Source organism: Streptomyces sp. WAC 01529 (assembly GCF_003945545.1).
Classification (GTDB): Bacteria; Actinomycetota; Actinomycetes; order Streptomycetales; family Streptomycetaceae; genus Streptomyces; species Streptomyces anatolicus.
Genome location: NZ_CP029617.1, coordinates 1308095 through 1322026 on the forward strand (window position 1 = coordinate 1308095; position 13932 = coordinate 1322026).

The window sequence follows — 13932 nt, forward strand, 5'->3', positions numbered from 1 at the left end:
GCCAATGGTTGACCGGTGGCTCATTTTTCCGGGGCGCGGCGGGAGGGTGCCGCGCTGACCTGGCGTTTCGCCGTGCTGCTAGGAGGCCGCGCGGTCGGCCAGCGCCACCGGCGGCTCGTCGTCCATCTCGAACGCCATCGGGAAGGGGGCGTGCCCCGCGAGGCGGAACCAGCGGACCTTGCGGTGCCTGCGCAGGGCGCGGGCGGCGCGTACGGAGTCGTTGTGGAAGCGGCGGGCCATCGGCACCCGGCGCACGGCCGCGGCCAGTTCGGTGGCCGCCTCGTCGCCGCCCGGGGCCTCGCGCACCGCCTCGACCTGCTGGATCTCACCGAAGATCGCCCGCAGCGCCTGGCTCAGCTCGCTCTCGGCGACCTCGCGCTGCTCCTCCTCCGCCTGCCGGGCCGCGTGCGCCGCCTCGTAGAGCACGATCGAGGCGGCGGGATCGAGCACCCCCGAGGTGGCCAGCTCCTGGGCGACCGAGGCGCGGCGGAGCAGTTGCGCGTCGAGGGCGGCGCGGGCGGCGTCGATCCGCGCGTGCAGCCGGTCGAGCCGTCCGGCGGTCCAGCTCAGGTAGAGGCCGATCGCGAAGAGGGCTACCGCGATCCAGATCAGGGTGGAGGTCACGGATTTCAGGCTAGTCGCCCCGCGGCCGCCGGTTCACCACCGGGCACCCCAAGGCGCCCCGGTACGCCCCGAGGCGCCCGTTCGCGGCGGACCGTCAGGTACGAGTGAGCCCGAACCGCGCCCGGAGCCCCGACCGTTCGTCCTCCGCGACCGAGGCCGCGCCGTCCGTCACCGTCTCGTACACCGCGAGGATGTCCGCGCCGACGGTCGACCAGTCGAAGCGCCGCACGTGCGCGCTGCCGCGCTCGCGCAGGCCCTCGCGGCGCTCGGGGTCGGCGAGGAGGCGCACCGCCGCCTTGGCGAGGGAGTCGGCGTCCTCGTTGCCGAACAGGTCGCCCGCCGCGCCCTGGTCGAGGACCTGGGCGAAGGCGTCGAGGTCGCTGGCGAGCACGGGCGCGCCGGCGGACATCGCCTCGACGAGGATGATCCCGAAACTCTCGCCGCCGGTGTTCGGAGCGACGTACAGGTCGACGCTGCGCAGCAGCCGCGCCTTGTCCTCGTCGCTGACCATGCCGAGGAACTCCACCCGGGAGCGGAGTTCGGCCGGGAGCGTGGCCACCGCCTCGTCCTCGTCGCCGCGTCCGGCGACCAGCAGGCGCGCGTTCGGCCGCTCGGCGAAGATCTGCGGCAACGCCTTCATCAGGACCGGCAGCCCCTTGCGGGGCTCGTCGATGCGGCCGATGAAGCCGATCGTCTCGCCCTGCCACTCGGGCTTAGGCTCGGCCTTCGCGAAGAAGTCGACGTCGACGCCGTTGGGGATGACGACCGCGTCGCCGCCCAGGTGCTCCACGAACGTGCGGCGCGCGTACTCGCTCACGGCGATGCGGGCGCTGATCTTCTCCAGGGCGGGCTGGAGGATCGGGTAGGCGGCGACCATGGCCCGGGAGCGGGGGTTGGAGGTGTGGAACGTCGCGACGATCGGCCCCTGCGCCGCCCAGCACGCGAGCAGCCCGAGCGACGGCGAGGTCGGCTCGTGGATGTGGATGACGTCGAAAGTGCCGTCGTGCAGCCAGCGGCGGACCCGGGCGGCCGACAGGAAGCCGAAGTTGAGGCGCGCGACCGAGCCGTTGTAGGGCACGGGGACGGCCCGGCCCGCCGAGACGACGTACGGCGGGAGCGGGGTCTCGTCGTCGGCCGGGGCCAGGACGGAGACCTCGTGTCCGAGGCGGATGAGGTGCTCCGCCAGATCGCGGATGTGGAACTGGACGCCGCCCGGCACGTCCCAGGAGTACGGGCAGACGATGCCGATCTTCACGAGGGCTCCCCCGCCGCGGGGCCGCCGGGGCGGGGCTCCAGGTCGGCGAGCCACAGTCGCTGGAGCATGTGCCAGTCCTCCGGGTGGTCGGCGATGCCGGTGGCGAAGGCGTCTGCCAGCGCCTGCGTCATGACAGACGTCTTCTCGGCGCGGGTACCTGTCTCGGGGACGTCGACGGGCGGGTGGATCCGGCCCTTCATGACGGGCGTGCCGTCGTACCAGAGCGTCACGGGCAGCAACGCCGCGCCGGTGTGCTGGGCCAGCATGGCGGGTCCCGCGGGCATCCGGGCGGTGTCCCCGAAGAACTTCACCTCGACTCCGGAGGCCGACAGGTCGCGGTCGGCGACCAGGCAGATCAGGCCGCCCGCGCGCAGCCGCCGGGCGAGCGTGCCGAAGGCGGCGCCGCCGGTGTGCGGCAGGACCTCCATGCCGAGGCTCTCGCGGTAGGCGACGAAGCGGTCGTAGAGCGTCTCGGGCTTGAGGCGCTCGGCGACGGTGGTGAAGGGGATCTCCAGCTTGGTGGTGACCCAGGCGCCCGCGAGGTCCCAGTTGCCGAGGTGCGGCAGGGCGACGATGACGCCCTTGCCGGCGGCGAGTCCGTCGGTGAGGTGGTGCTGCCCCTCGACGTCGACGCCGTCCCTGATGCGCTCCCGGCTCCAGGAGGGCAGCCGGAAGGACTCCATCCAGTAGCGCAGGTAGGACCGCATGCCCGCCCTGGAGAGCTGGGCGAGCCGCTCCGGGGTGGCGTCGGGCACCACGCGCGCGAGGTTGGACTCCAGGCGCAGCACGCCCTTGCCGCGGCGCTTCCAGACCGCGTCGGCGATGGTCGTGCCGAGCCGCTGGGCGACCGGCTCGGGGAGCTTCTTGACGGTGCTCCAGCCGAGGCCGTACAGCGCGTCGGTGAGTCGGTCCCTCACTGCGCCGTCTCGCTCTCCTGGCCCGGGGCGGCGTCGGCCTCGGCGGCCTCGCGGCGCACGGTCACGACGCGCTGCACGAGGGTGACCAGGCTGCCGACCGCGACGATCCACAGGGCGATGGGCAGCAGGACGTCGATGCCCGGGACGCCGAACTTGTGCAGCCCGGCGAGGCCCGCGGCGACCAGCGAGATCACCAGCCGCTCGGCGCGCTCCACCAGGCCGTTGACGGCCACGGGCAGGCCGATCGCCTCGCCGCGCGCCTTCGTGTAGGAGACGACCTGGCCGCTCGCCAGACAGAAGATGGAGACGGCGCAGAGGATGTTGTCGGCACCGGATCCGGCGTACCACAGGGCGAGGCCGCCGAAGATCGCGCTGTCGGCCACCCGGTCGAGCGTGGAGTCCAGGAAGGCGCCCCAGCGGCTGGAGCGGCCGAGCTGGCGGGCCATGTTGCCGTCGATCAGGTCCGAGAAGACGAACAGGGTGATGACGATCGTGCCCCAGAAGAACTCGCCACGGGGGAAGAAGACCAGCGCTCCCGCCACCACACCGGCCGTGCCGATGAAGGTGACCGCGTCGGGGCTGACCCCGCGGCGGATGAGAAACGCGGCGAACGGTGTGAGGACACGCGTGAAGAATGCACGCGCGTACTTGTTCAGCATGGCCTTCCCGAGGGGTCGGTGCGCCGCGTGGCCCCGTTGGCCACCGGCCGACCCATCGTAGTCACGCCCTTGACGCACCGGCTCGCCCCCTCACGATCGCGTACGACGTATGGACGCACCGTGACCCGAGTGGAAAGCTCGAAAGCACCACGGGCGCCGTCGGAGCCGCCCCGCACCGGGCCCCAGCGCGTCCGCAGCAGCCAGCATCCCCGAGGGGGCTGAGCCTCCTCACCGTGCACGTGACCGGGAGGCAAGGCATGGGCGACAAGGCGAACGCACACCCCGGAGCCGCCGGCAGGGCAGTGACGGCCGACCACCCCGCGTCCGTACGGAATGTGGTGCTGGTCGGCCACAGCGGATCGGGCAAGACGACTCTGGTGGAGGCCCTCGCGCTGACCGCGGGGGCGGTGAATCGCGCGGGCCGCGTCGAGGACGGCACGGCCGTCTCCGACTACGACGAGATCGAGCACCGGCAGCAGCGCTCGGTGCAGCTGTCCCTGGTGCCCCTCGAATGGGGCGGCATCAAGATCAATCTTCTGGACACCCCCGGATACGCCGACTTCGTCGGGGAGCTGAGGGCCGGTCTGCGCGCCGCGGACGCGGCCCTCTTCGTCGTGTCGGCGGCGGAGGGCGCCGAGGGCGTCACCGGCGCGACGCGCATGGTGTGGGAGGAGTGCGCGGCGGTCGGCATGCCGCGGGCCATCGTGGTCACGCATCTGGAGTCGGCCCGCGCGGACTTCACCGTGATGACGCGCAACTGCGCCGAGGCGTTCGGCGCCGACGACCCGGACGCCGTACTGCCGCTGTACCTGCCGCTCCACGGCGAGCAGGGCCCGGACGGGCACGCGCCGGTGACCGGCCTGATCGGGCTGCTCTCCCGGCGGGTCTACGACTACGCGTCGGGCGAGCGCAAGGAGTCCGAGCCGGGCGAGGACCAGCTGCCGCTGATCGAGGAGGCCCGCGACAAACTGATCGAGGGGATCATCGCCGAGAGCGAGGACGAGTCCCTCATGGACCGCTATCTCAGCGGTGAGGACATCGACTTCAAGACACTCGTGGACGACCTGGAGCGGGCCGTCGCGCGCGGCATCTTCCACCCCGTCCTCGCCGCCGCCCCGGCCGCGGAGGGCGCCCGCCAGGGCATCGGCACCGTCGAACTCCTGGAGCTGATCACGGGCGGCTTCCCCACCCCCCTCGAACACCCCGCGCCGGCCGTGACGACGCCGGGCGGCAAGGCCAGGCCCGCGCTCTCCTGCGACCCGGACGGCCCCCTGGCGGCCGAGGTCGTCAAGACCGCCTCCGACCCCTATGTCGGCCGGATCTCGCTCGTACGCGTCTTCTCCGGCACCCTGCGCCCCGACGAGACGGTGCACGTCTCCGGGCACGGCCTGGCGGACCGCGGCCACGAGGACCACGACGTCGACGAGCGCGTCGGCGCCCTGTCCTCCCCCTTCGGCAAGCAGCAGCGCACCCTCGGCCGGTGCGTGGCGGGCGACATCGCGTGCGTGGCCAAGCTGCACCGCGCGGAGACCGGCGACACCCTGTCGGCCAAGGACGACCCGCTCCTGATGGAGCCCTGGGACATGCCGGACCCGCTCCTTCCGCTCGCCATCCGGGCGCACAGCAAGGCGGACGAGGACAAGCTCTCGCAAGGCCTCTCGCGCCTGGTCGCCGAGGACCCGACGATGCGCCTGGAGCAGAACCAGGACACCCACCAGGTGGTCCTGTGGTGCCTGGGCGAGGCACACGCCGACGTGGCCCTGGAGCGGCTGCGCGGCCGGTACGGCGTCCAGGTCGACGTCGTGCCGCACCGGGTGTCCCTGCGGGAGACGTTCGCGGGCAGGTCGGTGGGGCGCGGACGCCATGTGAAGCAGTCCGGCGGCCACGGCCAGTACGCGATCTGCGAGATCGAGGTGGAACCGCTGCCCGGCGGCAGCGGCATCGAGTTCGTCGACAAGGTGGTCGGTGGCGCGATCCCCCGCCAGTTCATCCCCTCCGTCGAGAAGGGCGTACGGGCGCAGGCGGCGAAGGGCGTCGCCGCCGGGTACGCGCTCATCGACGTACGCGTCACCCTCCTCGACGGCAAGGCGCACTCGGTGGACTCCTCCGACGCCGCGTTCCAGACGGCGGGCGCGCTCGCGCTGCGCGAGGCGGCGGCCGGGGCCAGGATCCACCTGCTCGAACCGGTCGCGGAGGTGCGGGTGCTGGTCGGCGACGACCATGTCGGCGCGGTGATGAGCGATCTGTCGGGCCGCCGCGGCCGGGTGGTCGGCACCGAGCAGGCGCCCGGCGGACGCACGCTCGTACGGGCCGAGGTCCCCGAGATCGAGATCGGCCGGTACGCGGTGGACCTGCGGTCCCTCTCCCAGGGCACCGGACGCTTCAGCCGGGCGTACGCCCGTCATGAGCCGATGCCCCCGCAGCTGTCGGAGCGCGTACGCGAACAGGCGCGGGCCGCCTCCTAGTTGAACCGGCGTACGAGCGCCGCCCGCCCCGGCACCCGAGGGCGGGCGGCGCACCGGGCGCCCCCTGCCGGATGTCGGTGCTCCCCGATACGCTGATGACCTGATCAACGGATGTGCCGGACGGCAACAGGTGTGCCGGACAAGGAAGTCGGGAAGAGCCGCGGCAGCGAAGGCGTCGCGGCGAGGGGGCGGCAGTGGCGGACGATGGATTCGACTTCAGGCCCGGGGCCCAGGTCCCGCTCTCGGGCGCCGCGGGGCAGACCGCGGCGACGCACGCCCTGGCGTCGGCCGCGTATCGCGACGGGGACGTCGAGGAGATCCTGAAGGCCAACACCGAGTGGCACAAGTCCGTGGTGGTGCCCGGCATGTGGTCACTGTTCAAGCCGAGCCTGGGCGAGGCGTTCGCGCGGACCGTGCAGGTGCGGATGCTCGGTGGCGGCCGCAAGCCGCTCATCCAGTCCTTCGGGACCGAGCCGCAGTCCGTCGTCGAGCACTGCCTGGCGGCGAGCCGCATCCGCAAGGAGCGCGACAGCTGGCTCACGGCCGTGATGGTCCTGTGCGGCCTGCTCTTCCTGCCCGGCCTGATCGTCTGGCTGCTCGTCTTCACCATCAGACGGCAAGTCGCCAAGAACGAGAACAAGCGCGCGGGCGCCCTCGCCACGGCCGTCCTGGTCGCCATGGGCATGCTGGCCGCCCTCGCCCTGCTCAAGCTGCCCTTCGACGGCTTCTGGGCGTGGTATCTGCGGGCGGCGATCGTGCTGCCCGTGGTGGGCTGGTTCTGGGCCAAGCAGATCGCCGAGCGCACGGCCAGGGACATGCGCGAGCGCTGGGCGAGCCTGCTGTCGGGCGGCGGCATCGGGGCCAAGATCCCCGAGGCCGTGCCGGGCAGCCCCGGCGAGACGGCCGCCGAGCGGCTGCGCCAAGGGCTCGCCAGACTCTCCGCCGAGCAGCAGAGCAACTCCGTCTTCTACGCCGGGCCCAAGGGCATATTGGGCATGGGCACGCGCTGGGGCAGCTGGCAGCTGGCCGAGGAGCTGGTGCCCGCCGAGGACGGCAAGGACATCCACCCCTTCCGCAGCTGGGACGTCATACGGGCGGTGCACGACCAGCTCCGCATGCTGGAGCGCGGCCCGCTGCACACCGGCGGCTTCCCCACCCCGTCGATAAACCACTGGATCGTCTCCCCGATCGGGGAGAACGCCAAGGCGGTGGCCCGCCCCACCGGCACGGACGTCGACGCCTTCCAGATCCGCGGCCATGAGATACAGCGGATCTGCAACGAACAGCAGTTCGGCAGCGGCGACCGGCACTACCTGGGCGTGCAGTTCACGCTCTGGGACGGCCAGTTGGTCATCACGATGCTCATCACGGTGACCGTGCTGCACGAGACGTTGCGCATCGAGGTCACCGGCCACGCTCTGGGCCCCGTGCACCCCCTGTTCACCAGCAAGCCCGCGCCGAAGACGAAGACGGTCGCCAAGCCCATCAAGTTCTGGGAGACGGTCGACCGCAATCTGCCGCTGGTCGACGCCGACGAGGTGGTGCGCCTCGCCGTCCGCGCCCCCTTCACCTGGTATCCGCCGCTCCTGGACCACCTCGGCGGCAAGCTGGTCCTGCCCGAGCCCTTCGGCCTGCGGCACGCCTGGGCCGACAAGCCGTGGCGGCACCGCTTCATGGCCGACGACGCGCTGCGCGCCGCCACGCCCGTGCTGCGCGTGGTGCACCAGGCGGCGATCAAGGTCCTCGCGGAGAACGGCGTCAACACCGAGAAGTTCGGCGCGCGTTCGGGCTTCCTCAGCGGGGCGGTCCAGGACCCGATGCCGAGGAAGGCGGACGTGTACGACGCGTAAGGACTCCGTCCGGGGCCGTGGTGACATCCGCGGGTCGTCCGTGGCCGGTCGCGCAGTTCCCCGCGCCCCTTCCGGGGCGCGGGAGCGCCGGAGCCAGAAGCTAGCTCGCGGGCCAGACGTCCGCGAGCATCTTGCGGGTGTCGGCGAGCAGCTGCGGCAGCACCTTCGTGTGGCCGACGACCGGCATGAAGTTGGTGTCGCCGCCCCAGCGCGGCACGACGTGCTGGTGCAGATGCGCGGCGATGCCGGCGCCCGCGACCGCTCCCTGGTTCATGCCGATGTTGAAGCCGTGCGCGCCGGACGCGCTGCGCAGGGCCGTCATCGCCTGCTTGGTCAGCTCGCCCAGCTCGGCGGTCTCGGGGCCGGTCAGGTCGGTGTAGTCGGCGACGTGGCGGTAGGGGACGACCATCAGGTGGCCGCCGTTGTACGGGTAGAGGTTCAGCACCGCGTACACCTGCTCGCCGCGCGCGATCACCAGGCCGTCCTCGTCGGACTTGGCCGGGATGGAGCAGAAGGGGCAGCCGTCGTCGGCCCCCGGTCCCGTGGGCTTGTTCTCGCCCTGGATGTACGCCATCCGGTGGGGCGTCCACAGGCGCTGGAACGCGTCCTGCGTACCCACTCCGATCTGCTGCTCCGGCTCACTCGTCATGGTGGTCAGCATATTCCCCGGGGAGTACGCGACGAGGGGCGGCCCCGAACGGGACCGCCCCTCGCCTCCCCGCGCCCGCGGGGACCACGTCACACCTGCGCGCGGCGCTCCACCACGTCGACGAGCTTCGCGATCGCCTCGTCACGGGCGATCCCGTTCTCCTGCGACCCGTCCCGGTAGCGGAACGACACCGAGCCCGCGTTCATGTCGTCGTCGCCGACGATCACCATGAACGGCACCTTGCTCCGCTGCGCGTTGCGGATCTTCTTCTGCATGCGGTCCGACGAGGCGTCGACCTCGACCCGCAGCCCGTGCTTCCGCGCCTCCTCGGCGAACTCCTGGAGGTAGGGCACGTGCGCGTCGCCGACCGGGATCCCGATCGCCTGCACCGGGGCGAGCCACGCCGGGAACGCGCCCGCGTAGTGCTCCAGGAGCACGCCGAAGAACCGCTCGATCGAACCGAACAGCGCGCGGTGCAGCATGACGGGCTGCTGCTTGGAGCCGTCCGCCGAGGTGTACTCCAGGCCGAACCGCTTGGGCTGGTTGAAGTCGACCTGGAGGGTCGACATCTGCCAGGACCGCCCGATCGCGTCCTTCGCCTGCACCGAGATCTTCGGGCCGTAGTACGCGGCGCCGCCCGGGTCCGGCACCAGCGGGAGGCCCTGCTTCTCGGCCGCCTGGCGCAGCGCCTCGGTGGCCTCCGCCCAGTCCTCGTCGGAGCCGATGAACTTGTCGGAGTCGTCGCGGGTGGACAGCTCCAGCTCGAACTCGTTCAGGCCGTAGTCGCGCAGCAGGTCGAGCACGAAGGTGAGGAGCTGGTCCAGCTCCTCGGGCATCTGCTCCTTGGTGCAGTAGATGTGCGAGTCGTCCTGCGTGAAGCCGCGCGAGCGGGTCAGGCCGTGCACGACGCCCGACTTCTCGTAGCGGTAGACCGTGCCGAACTCGAAGAGCCGCAGGGGCAGTTCGCGGTAGGAGCGGCCGCGCGACTTGAAGATGAGGTTGTGCATGGGGCAGTTCATCGCCTTCAGGCGGTAGTTCTGCCCGTCGAACTCGATCGGCGGGAACATGCCCTCGGCGTAGTGCGGAAGGTGCCCGGAGATCTCGAAGAGCTGCTCCTTCGAGATGTGCGGGGTGTTCACGAACTCGTAGCCCGAGTCCTCGTGCCGCTTGCGGGAGTAGTCCTCCATCACCTTGCGGATCACGCCGCCCTTGGGGTGGAAGACCGCGAGACCCGGGCCGATCTCCTCCGGGAAGGAGAAGAGGTCCAGCTCGGAGCCGAGCTTGCGGTGGTCGCGCTTCTCGGCCTCGGCGAGGAACTCCAGGTGCGCCTTCAGCTCGTCCTTCGACGGCCACGCGGTGCCGTAGATGCGCTGGAGCTGGGGGTTCTTCTCGCTGCCGCGCCAGTAGGCGGCGGCGGAGCGCATCAGCTTGAACGCGGGGATGTTCCGGGTGGTGGGCAGGTGCGGGCCTCGGCAGAGGTCCTTCCAGCACAGCTCGCCGGTCTTGGCGTCGATGTTGTCGTAGATGGTCAGCTCGCCGGCGCCGACCTCGGCGTCCGCGCCGTCGGCGGCGTTCGCCGCGTTGCCCTTGAGGCCGATCAGCTCCAGCTTGTACGGCTCGTCGGCCAGCTCGACGCGGGCGTCGTCGTCGTTGGTGACGCGGCGCGAGAAGCGCTGGCCCCGCTTCTGGATCTCCTGCATCTTCTTCTCGATGCGCTTGAGGTCCTCGGGGGTGAAGGGCTCCTTGACGTCGAAGTCGTAGTAGAAGCCGTCCCGGATGGGCGGGCCGATGCCCAGCTTGGCGTCGGGGTACAGCTCCTGCACGGCCTGCGCCATGACGTGCGCGGTCGAGTGGCGCAGGATGTTCAGGCCGTCCTCGGAGGAGATCTCGACGGGCTCGATCTCGTCGCCGTCGGCCACGGCGTACGCCAGGTCCTTCAGCTCGCCGGCCACGCGGGCGGCGACGATGGTGCGCTCACCGGCGAAGAGCTCGGCCGCCGTAGTGCCCGTCGTCACCACGCGCTCTTCCCGCTCGGAATCGCGTTGGATGATCACACGGACGTCTGACACCGGTCTCTCCTTGCAGAAGGGGGTGCGGCGCTTTCTGATGCGCGCGCACTAGGGATCGTACCGAGCCGGGGGTGTCCGCCGCGAAACGGTTATCCCCGGCCACCCGGAAGCGGCACCCGAAGCGCCACCCGGAAGCGGCCCCTTCGCCCCGCCCCCGCTCAGTCGGTCCCGCTCGCCTCCTCGAAGAAGCCGAGGTTCTCCTGGAGCGACTTCAGCAGCCGGTCCCGGTCCGCCTCGTCCACCCGCACCGGCGCCACCCCGGTCACCCCGGTGAGCCTGCGGAACCCGCCGCGGCTCTCCAGCCTGCCGTGCACCCGGATCGGCAGCCCGACCAGGTGCGCGTGGCCCGCCACGCGGTACGACTCCTCGTCCAGGACCATCCGGACCTGCGGGATCTCCGCCCCGGCGATCACCCTCAGCCGCACCGCGCCCTCCCCCCGCGGTGCGCAGCGCCGCATCCGCACCACGGTGCCGGTGATCCGCACTGGCACCGACGGCTCGTGCCGCAGATAGCGGGCGCCCGCCTCGCGCAGCACGGTGAGGTCGCCGGGCGAGAACTCGACGGGCTCGGCGTGCGCCGCGCACCCCTCGGGCACCCCCGCGCCGGGCGCCCACTCCACGGCGACGCGCGCCCCTTCCGTGCCGCGCACCAGGGCCACGATCGCCTCGGTCAGCTCGTGGCTGACGCCCGCCTCGACCGCCCCGTCGAAGGCGTCCATGCCACCGGTGGCGCGCTGGTAGTCGACGGCCTCCCGGGCGGCGCACAGCGCCTGGTGCAGCTGGACCGTGAGCGGCCGCCCGGTCAGCACGGGCACGAAGGCGGTGAGGCGGCGCCCGCCGGCCGCGGGCCCGACCAGGACGTCCGCCAGGGCCGCGGTGGCGGGCCCGCGGTGCCGCGCACCGTAGTACCCGGCGCGGCCGCGCGCGGCGAGCGCGGCGAGCGCGGCGGCGAGCAGCATCTGGCGGGCCGCGGAGCGCAGTCGCTCCTCCACGGGCCAGGTCGCCGCCCCGGCCGGTCCGGCCGGCACATCGCGCCACCAGCGGACCTCGTCGCTGGGCACGGCGAGCCCGACGAGCACGTCACGGGCGGCCGGGGAGGCGCTGCGGGAGAGCGCGTCGAGGGCCTCGCCGATCAGGTCGTCGCAGTCGGGGAAGGCCCGGCTCTCGGGTACGAGGAGGCTGGTGCCGTGGCCACCGGGGCCGGGCGGCGTCCACCGGGCGTAGCGGCCGGGGGCTCCTCCGCGCCGCTGCCAGCCGTGCCGGGCGAGCAGCGCGCCGAGCACGGCGGGGTCGACGGTGCCGGGCTCGTCGTGGGGGCGGTGCATCAGGGTCTTCCTCCTGTCCCGACCCGCGTCATGATCTCGCAGAGCGCGCGGTCGTCGAAGATCCGTGAGGTCGGGACGCGGACGGTGGTCCTGCGCCGGCCGGTGACGGGGTGTCCGGCGAGATTGGTCCAGTAGCAGCAGTGCCGCAGGTCGAGCCGGTCGTGTCCGGCGCGCAGCCAATCGTCCTGGGAGCGGGGCACGAGCATCACGACCAGGATCTTGTGGACCGAGACCGGTGTGCGGGCGAGCTTCTCCAGGTGTGCGTTGTCGAGCGTGAAGGAGAAGGCGGCCCCCGGCGGGCTGGGCGGTATCTGGTACGTGCACTTCAGCTGGACCTTGATGGTGACCTCGTCGTCGACCGTGTGCCCGGGGGCGCTGTGGCTGACGTGCCAGTCGATGCCGTTGTCCGGAAAGGGCTGGGAGAGCGAGCACCCCGCGGCCGCCGCGACGGCGTGCAGATAGCCCACCTGAAGGGTCTCCATACAGGCGGTGGTGGCGAGTGTGCCGCGCGGCGGTGCGATCCGCTCGGGCAGCAGCCCACCCTGTTCGGGCCGCGCGAGCGCCATGTCCAACAAGCCTTCCGAAACCGGTACTTCCCCACTCGGGCCGTCAATGTCAAGGCCCTGTACCTCTGTTGTCTCCGAGCCGCGTACAGCGCAAACGGCCCGGGTATCACCAGCGTGGGCAGGGGACCGACGTCATCTGCCGGGACTGATCGAGGAGTTGCGTCACCATGACGTGCTGGTACGAGGGGCCCTTGGCCGCATTCGACACGGAGACCACGGGCGTCGACGTCGAGACCGACCGGATCGTGTCGGCCGCCGTCGTCGTCCAGCAGGGCGCGGGGACCCGTCCGCGCATCACCCGCTGGCTGGTGAACCCGGGCGTTCCGGTGCCCGAGGAAGCCGTCGCGGTACACGGACTGACGGAGGATCACCTTCAGCGCAACGGCCGCTGGCCCGCGCCGGTGATGGAGGAGATAGCGCGCGATCTGGCGGAACAGGGCGCGGCGGGACGGCCGATCGTGGTGATGAACGCGCCGTTCGACCTGACCATCCTGGACCGGGAGCTGCGCAGGCACCGCGCCTCGTCGCTCAGCCGCTACATGGAGGGCTCGTCCCTCTGTGTGATCGATCCGCGGGTGCTCGACAAGCACCTCGACCGCTACCGCAAGGGCCGCCGCACGCTCGCCGACCTGTGCGCGCACTACGAGGTGGAGCTGGCCGAGGCCCATGACGCGGCGGCGGACGCGCAGGCCGCGCTCGATGTCGTACGTGCGGTGGGGCGCCGTTTCGCGGCCCGGCTGGAGCGGGTTTCACCGGCCGAGCTGCATACGTTGCAGGCCGTGTGGCACGCGTCGCAGGCGCGGGGTCTCCAGGCGTGGTTCGCGAAGAGCGGGGCGCCGGAGGCGGTGGACCCGGCGTGGCCGCTGCGTCCCGAACTCCCGGCGGCCGCCTGAGCGTCGACCCCGCGCGAGCACCGGCCCGGTGGCGTGCGGGCAAGAAAAAACCGGTCCGTCTGCTGACGGACCGGCATTCTCCGGGTGGGCGATACTGGGTTCGAACCAGTGACCTCTTCGGTGTGAACGAAGCGCTCTCCCACTGAGCTAATCGCCCGGGAACGGACTGAACAATACAGGTCCGGGCGCCCTTCCTTCAAACCGCTGCCAGATGTGCCGCGAGGCCCCTGCGCCCCGCCCGCATCATCAGGGCGTGGTTGAGCAGGAAGACGGGCCTGCCGGGGACGGCGAGGCGCCGCATCAGCGGCCGTCGCACCTCGACCTCCTGGTCGTAGCGGGCCCGCGTCCCGCGCGGCCCGGGCGTGACGGTCCAGCGCGCCCAGCCCTCCAGGTCGCCGGTCATGTCGATCTCCAGGACCCCGGCGCCGGGGTCGCGGCGCCGCTCGCGCGCGGTGACGAGAAGGTCGTACGGGAGGAAGGAGCGGAAGCGGGCGACGCCGCTGCGGCCGTCGGGCGATGTCACCTCCCGCACCTGCGGCCACCACAGCGGATAGTCCTCGACCCGCTCCAGGACGGCGTAGACGTCGGCGGGCGCTCCGGGCAGGTCCCAGAGGCTGCGGAAGCGGTAGTGGCACCAGTTCATGGGGGGAGTCTGCCCTG

General features: G+C 72.0%; 12 protein-coding genes and 1 tRNA gene. 3 read left to right on the plus strand and 10 right to left on the minus strand.

The annotated features are described in order from the left end of the window. Window positions 1-78: 78 nt before the first annotated feature. The 4 genes from DMA15_RS05845 to pgsA all read right to left on the minus strand — a co-directional run bounded on the left by DMA15_RS05845 (window position 79) and on the right by pgsA (window position 3455). Complete coding sequence (locus DMA15_RS05845; RefSeq protein WP_125511587.1) at window positions 79-624, minus strand: hypothetical protein; 546 nt, start codon at window positions 622-624, stop codon at window positions 79-81. Between the two features lie 94 nt (window positions 625-718). Beyond that, on the minus strand, window positions 719-1879 hold the full coding sequence (locus tag DMA15_RS05850; protein ID WP_125511588.1) for a glycosyltransferase family 4 protein: 1161 nt from the start codon (window positions 1877-1879) through the stop codon (window positions 719-721). Continuing rightward, window positions 1876-2796, minus strand: a complete 921-nt coding sequence (locus DMA15_RS05855; protein WP_125511589.1) for a phosphatidylinositol mannoside acyltransferase — start codon at window positions 2794-2796, stop codon at window positions 1876-1878. The genes DMA15_RS05850 and DMA15_RS05855 overlap by 4 nt, the downstream gene beginning before the upstream one ends. Next, window positions 2793-3455 carry a phosphatidylinositol phosphate synthase gene (gene pgsA / locus DMA15_RS05860; RefSeq protein ID WP_125511590.1) on the minus strand — a complete coding sequence of 221 codons (663 nt, stop codon included), beginning with the start codon at window positions 3453-3455 and terminating at the stop codon, window positions 2793-2795. The genes DMA15_RS05855 and pgsA overlap by 4 nt, the downstream gene beginning before the upstream one ends. A 257-nt stretch (window positions 3456-3712) precedes the next feature. Here pgsA and DMA15_RS05865 point away from each other — a divergent pair, with 257 nt between their 5' ends. Both DMA15_RS05865 and DMA15_RS05870 read left to right on the plus strand, forming a co-directional pair. Continuing rightward, window positions 3713-5920: an elongation factor G-like protein EF-G2 gene (locus tag DMA15_RS05865; protein WP_125511591.1), complete on the plus strand. Its 2208-nt coding sequence runs from the start codon at window positions 3713-3715 to the stop codon at window positions 5918-5920. A 194-nt stretch (window positions 5921-6114) separates the two neighbouring features. Further along, the gene (locus DMA15_RS05870) at window positions 6115-7770 is read left to right on the plus strand and encodes a hypothetical protein (RefSeq protein ID WP_125511592.1); all 1656 of its coding nucleotides are present in this window, start codon (window positions 6115-6117) and stop codon (window positions 7768-7770) included. A 100-nt stretch (window positions 7771-7870) separates the two neighbouring features. On the opposite strand, the gene DMA15_RS05875 is transcribed toward DMA15_RS05870, so the two are convergent. From DMA15_RS05875 to DMA15_RS05890, 4 genes are all read right to left on the minus strand, one after another. After that, complete coding sequence (locus DMA15_RS05875) at window positions 7871-8431, minus strand: HIT domain-containing protein (RefSeq protein ID WP_125511593.1); 561 nt, start codon at window positions 8429-8431, stop codon at window positions 7871-7873. A gap of 77 nt (window positions 8432-8508) precedes the next feature. Then, window positions 8509-10488 carry a threonine--tRNA ligase gene (thrS, locus tag DMA15_RS05880; protein WP_125511594.1) on the minus strand — a complete coding sequence of 660 codons (1980 nt, stop codon included), beginning with the start codon at window positions 10486-10488 and terminating at the stop codon, window positions 8509-8511. 158 nt (window positions 10489-10646) lie between these two features. Further along, the gene (locus DMA15_RS05885) at window positions 10647-11813 is read right to left on the minus strand and encodes a hypothetical protein (RefSeq protein WP_240659687.1); all 1167 of its coding nucleotides are present in this window, start codon (window positions 11811-11813) and stop codon (window positions 10647-10649) included. Further along, on the minus strand, window positions 11813-12379 hold the full coding sequence (locus DMA15_RS05890; protein ID WP_125511595.1) for a DUF4365 domain-containing protein: 567 nt from the start codon (window positions 12377-12379) through the stop codon (window positions 11813-11815). The genes DMA15_RS05885 and DMA15_RS05890 overlap by 1 nt, the downstream gene beginning before the upstream one ends. A gap of 167 nt (window positions 12380-12546) precedes the next feature. Here DMA15_RS05890 and DMA15_RS05895 point away from each other — a divergent pair, with 167 nt between their 5' ends. Next, window positions 12547-13272, plus strand: coding sequence for a 3'-5' exonuclease (locus DMA15_RS05895; RefSeq protein ID WP_125511596.1), 726 nt, complete (start codon window positions 12547-12549; stop codon window positions 13270-13272). Between the two features lie 85 nt (window positions 13273-13357). On the opposite strand, the gene DMA15_RS05900 is transcribed toward DMA15_RS05895, so the two are convergent. Together DMA15_RS05900 and DMA15_RS05905 are read right to left on the minus strand one after the other, a co-directional pair. Then, window positions 13358-13429, minus strand: a tRNA-Val gene (locus DMA15_RS05900). 39 nt (window positions 13430-13468) lie between these two features. Next, on the minus strand, window positions 13469-13915 hold the full coding sequence (locus tag DMA15_RS05905; protein ID WP_125511597.1) for an SRPBCC family protein: 447 nt from the start codon (window positions 13913-13915) through the stop codon (window positions 13469-13471). Between the last annotated feature and the right edge of the window lie 17 nt (window positions 13916-13932).

What these genes read in the sequence shown, in the direction of transcription:
- DMA15_RS05895 (WP_125511596.1), top strand. Translation starts at nt 12,547, where the DNA reads ATGACGTGCTGGTACGAGGGGCCCTTGGCCGCATTCGACACGGAGACC.
- DMA15_RS05875 (WP_125511593.1), bottom strand. Translation starts at nt 8,431, where the DNA reads ATGCTGACCACCATGACGAGTGAGCCGGAGCAGCAGATCGGAGTGGGT.
- DMA15_RS05885 (WP_240659687.1), bottom strand. Translation starts at nt 11,813, where the DNA reads ATGCACCGCCCCCACGACGAGCCCGGCACCGTCGACCCCGCCGTGCTC.
- DMA15_RS05905 (WP_125511597.1), bottom strand. Translation starts at nt 13,915, where the DNA reads ATGAACTGGTGCCACTACCGCTTCCGCAGCCTCTGGGACCTGCCCGGA.
- DMA15_RS05865 (WP_125511591.1), top strand. Translation starts at nt 3,713, where the DNA reads ATGGGCGACAAGGCGAACGCACACCCCGGAGCCGCCGGCAGGGCAGTG.
- pgsA (WP_125511590.1), bottom strand. Translation starts at nt 3,455, where the DNA reads ATGCTGAACAAGTACGCGCGTGCATTCTTCACGCGTGTCCTCACACCG.
- DMA15_RS05890 (WP_125511595.1), bottom strand. Translation starts at nt 12,379, where the DNA reads ATGGCGCTCGCGCGGCCCGAACAGGGTGGGCTGCTGCCCGAGCGGATC.